Origin of the sequence: Cyanobium sp. LEGE 06143 (assembly GCF_015207535.1) — a bacterium.
Lineage (GTDB): Bacteria > Cyanobacteriota > Cyanobacteriia > PCC-6307 > Cyanobiaceae > NIES-981.
Map to the genome: position 1 here is coordinate 1 of NZ_JADEWP010000155.1, position 6,337 is coordinate 6,337.

Here is a 6,337-nt window from a genome sequence, read left to right on the forward strand (position 1 = left end):
CGACTACATCGGCAGCTGGGGGCCGGCCATCTGCGGCCACGCCCACCCCGAAGTGATCGCCGCCCTGCACAGCGCCCTCGACAAGGGCACCAGCTTCGGCGCCCCCTGTGAGCTGGAGAACGAGCTGGCCCAGCGGGTGATCGAGGCCGTGCCATCCGTGGAGATGGTGCGCTTCGTGAACAGCGGCACCGAAGCCTGTATGTCCGTGCTGCGCCTGATGCGTGCCTTCACCGGCCGCGAGAAGGTGATCAAGTTCGAGGGCTGCTACCACGGCCACGCCGACATGTTTCTGGTCAAGGCCGGCTCCGGCGTGGCCACCCTTGGCCTGCCGGATTCACCGGGGGTGCCCCGGGCCACCACCGCCAGCACCCTCACCGCCCCCTACAACGACCTGGAGGCCGTGAAGCAGCTGTTCGCCGAAAACCCCGGCGAAATCTCCGGCGTGATCCTCGAACCGGTGGTGGGCAATGCCGGCTTCATCCCGCCGGTGCCCGGCTTCCTGGAGGGCATCCGCGAGCTCACCAAGGAGAACGGCGCCCTGCTGGTGTTCGACGAGGTGATGACCGGCTTCCGCATCAGCTACGGCGGCGCCCAGGCCCGCTTCGGGGTGACCCCCGACCTCACCACCATGGGCAAGGTGATCGGCGGTGGCCTGCCGGTGGGGGCCTACGGCGGCAGGGCCGACATCATGGCGATGGTGGCGCCGGCCGGGCCGATGTATCAGGCGGGCACCCTCAGCGGCAACCCCCTGGCGATGACCGCCGGCATCAAGACCCTCGACCTGCTGCGCCAGCCGGGCAGCTACGAGCGGCTGGAAGCCACCACCCAGCGCCTGATCAAGGGCATTCTCGAGGCCGGCAAAGCGGCGGGCCTGCCGATCTGCGGCGGCTCGATCAGCGCCATGTTCGGCTTCTTCCTCTGCGATGGGCCGGTGCGCAACTTCGAGGAGGCCAAGGCCGCCGATGCGGCCCGCTTCGGCAAGCTGCACCGGGTCATGCTCGAGCGCGGCGTGTATCTCGCCCCCAGCGCCTTCGAGGCCGGCTTCACCTCCCTGGCCCACAGCGACGCCGACGTGGACGCCACCCTCACCGCCTTCCAGGAGAGCTTCGCTGCCATCGCCTGAGGTCCTGATGGACCCCACGCCTGCGGTCAGAGCCCCCGCCACCGACCAGCCGCTCAGCTTCACCAGCCTGCGCCAGGCCCTGGGGCCGGGGGTGCTGCTGGCCGGCGCCGCCATCGGCGGCTCCCATCTGGTGGCCTCCACCCAGGCCGGTGCCCGCTATGGCCTGGGGCTGCTGGCCCTGGTGCTGCTGGCCAACCTGGTGAAATATCCCTTTCTGCTGGTGGGCACACGCTTCACGGCGGTCACCGGCCTCAGCCTGCTGGAGGGCTACCAGCGCCAGCGCCCCTGGTATCTGCCCCTGTTTCTGCTGATCACCCTCGCCACCGGCGTGGCCAACATCGCCGCCGTGACGGCGGTGGCCGGCAGCCTGGCCACCAGCTTCCTGCCCTTCAGCCCGGTGCTGCTCTCCCTGGCCCTGCTGGGCCTTGGGCTGGCCCTGCTGCTGCTGGGGCATTACCGCAGCCTCGATCGGTTCAGCAAGGTGATCGTGCTGCTGCTGGTGCTGTTCACGCTGCTGGCCACGGGGGCCGTGCTGCTGCGGGGGCGCCTGGGCAGTGGGGCCAGCCTGTTCAGCCCTAGCCCCTGGAGCCTCACGTCCCTGCCCTTTCTGGTGGCCCTGATCGGCTGGATGCCCTGTCCGCTGGATCTGGCGGCCTGGTCATCGCTGTGGATCTTCGCGCGGGAGGACGACACCGGCGCCCGCAGCAGCCGTGCGGCCGTGGAGGCCGACTTCAACCTCGGCTACGCCCTCACCACCGTGATGGCCGTGCTGTTCCTGCTGCTGGGCGCCTGGGTGATGCACGGCACGGGCCGGGAGTTCTCGCAGGCCGGAGCCGCCTTTGCCCAGCAGCTGGTGCAGCTCTACACCGCCAGCCTGGGGAGCTGGGCCTACCCCCTGATCGCTGCTGCGGCCTTCATCACGATGCTGAGCACCAGCCTCACCTGCCTGGATGGCTACCCCCGCTCGGCCTCAGCAGGCCTGCGGCTGCTGCGCGGCCACCGGGGCCGCCAGGTGCACGATCGCCGCGATCAGCAGCTCTGGATCGGCCTGCACGCGCTGCTGGCGGCTGCCGTGGTGGGCCTCTGGCCCGGCTCCATGGGCACCCTGGTGCAGCTGGCCATGCTGGTGTCCTTCCTCACCACACCCGTGCTGGCGGCGATGAACCTGAAGGTGATGCAGGGCCGCCAGGTGGCCCCGCAGGATCGCTTCCACGGCGGTCTGCTGCTGCTGGCGCGCCTCGGCCTGGGGCTGCTGTCGGCGTTTCTGCTGGTGTTCCTGCTCAGCCTGGGCTGAGTTCCCGGCGCAGGCGTTCGCCCAACCGCAGGGCCAGGGCGATCACGGTGAGGCCCGGCCCCACCGCCGGACAGCTGGGAAACACGCTGGCATCGGCCACGCTCAGGTTGGCCAGGCCATGGCAGCGACCCTCCAGGTCCACCACGGCCTGGGCCGGATCTGAGCCCATGCGGCAGGTGCCGCTGGCATAGCCCATCACCGCCAGCGGCGCCTCGCCACGGGGGTAGATCGGGGCGGCGCGCACCACCTGGGTGAGGGGGTCGGCCTCCAGCTTCTGGATGGTGTCCAGCCAGCGGTAGACGAGCCGGTCGTGGGCCTCGCGGTTGTTGGGCAGGTAGTTGATCTGGATGCTCTCCCCGCGCAGGGTGACGCGGTTCTCGGGCTCGGGCAGCACGCCGCTCATCGCCCACCAGCTCACGGAGCGATCGGCCAGCCATTCCACGGCGCGATCGGGCAGCAACCGGGTGATCAGCGACAGGATGGGCGGCGATTCGGCGAACAGCGGATCCTGCAGCACACCCCCACCGCTCTGGATCGAGCCGAGCGGGAAGCTCACATTGCGGTCGCCCCAGTAGTAGTCGCTGATGCCGAGGCTGCGGGCATAGCGACCCGAGTTGGGTTCGCTGGCCAGCTGCAGCATGGCGGTGAGCTGGGGCTTCATCAGGTTGCGGCCCACCTGGCCGGAGCCATTGGCCAGGCCCTCGGGATGGCCGTCGCTGGCGGAGCGCAGCAGGATGGCGGCGGAGTTCACGGCGCCGGCAGAGAGCACCACCTGGTGGGCCCGGAACAGCCAGCGCTGGGAGCCGATCTCCGCCTCCACCCCCTTCACTTCAGTGCCTGCGGGGTTCACGTGCAGGCGCCGCACCTCAGCGCCCGTGCGCAGCACACAGGATCCCGGCCCTTCCTCACAGGCGGGCCACACGCCGAACAGCTCAGCATCGCCGGTGGGGTCATCCGGATCGCTCGACCAGCTCAGGGGCAGGGGATAGGGATGGAGGCCCCGCCGCTGCAGGCCAGCCTCAATCGCCTCCATCAACGGCTCGAAGCGCCGCGGCGGATGGGGGTAGGCCGTGCTGCGGCTTGGCTCCGTGGGATCGATGCCGGCACGGCCATGCACCCGGTAAAGCTGCTCAGCGCGGTCGTACCAGGGGGCCAGATCGCCATAGCGCAGGCCCCAGTCGGGGCTGCGGCCCTCCTGCAGGGCCAGGCCGCTGAACTCCGCTTCGCGCATGCGCTCCAGCACACCGCCCCAGATCTTGGAGTTGCCGCCGGGGGCATAGAGCATCTGCGGCAGGAAGGGATCCCCATCGGGGCCAAACCAGCTGCCCGAGGGGTGGTAGCGGCGGCGGCGGAACAGGTCCACATCGGCCACGTTCTGATCGGCGAGCGGCAGGGAGATGCCGCGCTCCAGCAACAGCACTGAGCAGCCGGCCCGCACCAGCTCAGCGGCGAGGGTGCCACCGGCTGCGCCGGCGCCGACGATCAGAACGTCGTAATCGCGGTCGTCAATGATCATGGCTCCGGGTCCCAACTCAGCCACCGCGTCAGACCTGCCACACGTAGAGGAGCAGGAACAGCACGATCCAGATCACATCCACGAAGTGCCAGAACAGCGACACGGCCACCACGCCCACCTCGCCGTCGTCGTAATTGCCGGGCCGAAAGGAGCGGGCCAGCATCAGGCCCATCAACAGGATGCCGCTGATCACATGCAGGCCATGGAAGCCCGTGAGCAGATAGAACCCCGCCCCGAACACCCCATCGCCGAGGCCGAAGGGCAGCCGCAGCCACTCCATCACCTGGCCATAGATGAACACGCTGCCCATCAGCATGGTGAGCAGCCACCAGGCGCGGAAGCTCCAGAGACGGCGGCGGTGCAGGGCGCGCTCGGCCAGCCAGGCCACACCGCTGCTGCTCACCAGCACCGCCGTGTAGGCCAGCGGTTCACGCACCTCCAGGCCCGTCACCCCCGGCGGTAGCCACAGCGGCGAGGAGGCCTTGAGCACCGCATAGCCGGCAAAGAAGGCCAGGAAGATCACGCTCTCCGAGAGCAGGAAGATCACGAAGCCCGTGAGCGTGTGGTTGGCGTGGCCGTTGCCATGGCTGGCGGCGGCGGCCGTGGTCTGGGAGGAGAAGTCCGTCATGGCTCGATCCGGCCGGCGGCCTCGGCCCAGTCCACGTAGCGCTGCTGGTCTTCCACGAGCGGTCGGTTCAGGCCGTAGCCGTAGGGACCGCTGATCACGGTGGGCACATGGTCTTCGAAGTTCTCCACGGGCGGTGGTGAGGGCAGCAGCCACTCCAGACCGATCGCCTGCCAGGGGTTGGGCGGCGCCTTGGCGCCCCGGGCCCAGGAGCTCACCACGTTGAGCAGGAAGGGGATCGTGGCCACCCCCAGCAGGAAGGCGCCGAGGCTGGCCAGCACATTGGCCAGGGCGAATTCGGGGTCGTAGGAGGCCACCCGGCGTGGCATGCCCATCAGGCCGGCCCAGTGCATCGGCAGGAAGTTGAGGGTGCTGCCCACGAAGGTGAGCACGAAGTGCAGCTTGCCGAGGCTCTCCACCATCATCCGGCCCGTGAATTTGGGGAACCAGTGGTAGATGGCGGCAAACACGCCGAAGGTGAGGGTGGAGAAGATCACGTAGTGAAAATGGCCCACCACGAAATAGGTGTTGCCCACGTGGATGTCCACCGGCACGGTGGCCAGCATCACGCCGGTGATACCGGCGAAGATGAAGTTCACGATGCCGCCCAGACAGAACAGCATCGGCGTGCTGAGCCGGATGCGGCCGCACCAGAGGGTGCCGATCCAGGCAAACACCTTGATGCCGGTGGGCACTGCGATCAGCATGGTGGTGACCATGAACACATTGCGCATCCACTGCGGCGTACCGCTGTAGAACATGTGGTGCACCCACACGATCAGGCTGAGGCCGGTGATCGCGAACGAGGCCACGGCCACAACCGGATAGCCGAACAGGGGCTTGCGGGCGTACACCGGCAGGATCTCCGAAAAGATGCCGAACACCGGCAGGGCCATCACATAGACGGCCGGATGGGAATAGAACCAGAAGAAGTGCTGATAGAGCATCGGGTCGCCACCGCCTTCAGGGCGGTAGAAGCTGGTGCCGAAGCTGAGGTCGAACAGCAGCATCACGGCGCCGCCGGTGAGCACCGGCAGGCCGATCAGCTGGATGATCTGGGCGGCGGCGGCGGTCCAGCAGAAGATCGGCATCCGAAACCAGCCCATCCCAGGCGCCCGCATGCGGATGATGGTGGTCACGAAGTTCACCGCCCCCAGGATCGAGGAGATGCCGGAGAGGGCAACCGCCAGAATCCACAGAAACTGGCCGTTGAGGAACAGCCCCAGGGGGTTCTGCAGACTCAGGGGCGGGTAGGCCCACCAGCCCGAACTGGAGGGGCCACCGGGCACCAGGAAGCTGGCCATCAGGATCACCCCGAACACCGGGAACATCCAGAAGGCCAGGGCATTGAGCCGGGGAAAGGCCATGTCCGGCGCCCCGATCATCACCGGAATCAACAGGTTGTTGAAACCATTGAGGATCGGGAACAGAAACAGGAACAGCATCACTGTTCCATGCATGGTGTAGAGGCCATTGTACACGGTGGGATCCACCAGATCGGCCGGCGGAGTGATCAGCTCACCGCGCATGATCATGGCCAGCACACCGCCCACCAGCAGGAAGAGCAGGGCCACGGCGATGTACTGAATGCCGATCACCTTGGCATCGGTGTTGAAGCTGAAGAAGCGCCGCCAGTTGTCCGGAGCGCCGGGTACCGGGTGGGAGGCCTTCAGCACCCGGGGATCAAAGGGGGAGGTGGAGGTCATCTCAGGCGTCGTGGGGGGCGGAGGGGTCGGCGCTCACGTTCACCTGCGGCGCTGGAGCCGGTGGCACCGTGGC

5 protein-coding genes are annotated in these 6,337 nt (G+C 68.2%); 2 read left to right on the forward strand and 3 right to left on the reverse strand.

Features of this window, described 5'->3' with window-relative positions; all coding sequences use genetic code 11:
* Window positions 1-1,123, forward strand: a 1,123-nt coding sequence (locus IQ216_RS10620; protein ID WP_193815447.1) for a glutamate-1-semialdehyde 2,1-aminomutase, incomplete at its 5' end; no start/stop codon positions are given.
* 7 nt (window positions 1,124-1,130) lie between these two features.
* Window positions 1,131-2,417, forward strand: coding sequence for an NRAMP family divalent metal transporter (locus IQ216_RS10625; RefSeq protein ID WP_186699139.1), 1,287 nt, complete (start codon window positions 1,131-1,133; stop codon window positions 2,415-2,417).
* On the opposite strand, the gene IQ216_RS10630 is transcribed toward IQ216_RS10625, so the two are convergent.
* The 3 genes from IQ216_RS10630 to IQ216_RS10640 are packed head-to-tail and all read right to left on the reverse strand — an operon-like array spanning window position 2,404 to window position 6,264.
* The gene (locus IQ216_RS10630; RefSeq protein WP_193815448.1) at window positions 2,404-3,933 is read right to left on the reverse strand and encodes a GMC oxidoreductase; all 1,530 of its coding nucleotides are present in this window, start codon (window positions 3,931-3,933) and stop codon (window positions 2,404-2,406) included. The two genes, IQ216_RS10625 and IQ216_RS10630, sit on opposite strands and share 14 nt — an antisense overlap.
* 28 nt (window positions 3,934-3,961) lie before the next feature.
* Window positions 3,962-4,561 (reverse strand): heme-copper oxidase subunit III, encoded by a 600-nt coding sequence (locus IQ216_RS10635; RefSeq protein WP_193815449.1) that lies wholly within the window; start codon window positions 4,559-4,561, stop codon window positions 3,962-3,964.
* On the reverse strand, window positions 4,558-6,264 hold the full coding sequence (locus IQ216_RS10640) for a cbb3-type cytochrome c oxidase subunit I (RefSeq protein WP_193815450.1): 1,707 nt from the start codon (window positions 6,262-6,264) through the stop codon (window positions 4,558-4,560). Before IQ216_RS10640 ends, IQ216_RS10635 begins: the two co-directional genes overlap by 4 nt.
* Between the last annotated feature and the right edge of the window lie 73 nt (window positions 6,265-6,337).

What these genes read in the sequence shown, in the direction of transcription:
- IQ216_RS10625 (WP_186699139.1), top strand. Translation starts at nt 1,131, where the DNA reads ATGGACCCCACGCCTGCGGTCAGAGCCCCCGCCACCGACCAGCCGCTC.
- IQ216_RS10630 (WP_193815448.1), bottom strand. Translation starts at nt 3,933, where the DNA reads ATGATCATTGACGACCGCGATTACGACGTTCTGATCGTCGGCGCCGGC.
- IQ216_RS10635 (WP_193815449.1), bottom strand. Translation starts at nt 4,561, where the DNA reads ATGACGGACTTCTCCTCCCAGACCACGGCCGCCGCCGCCAGCCATGGC.
- IQ216_RS10640 (WP_193815450.1), bottom strand. Translation starts at nt 6,264, where the DNA reads ATGACCTCCACCTCCCCCTTTGATCCCCGGGTGCTGAAGGCCTCCCAC.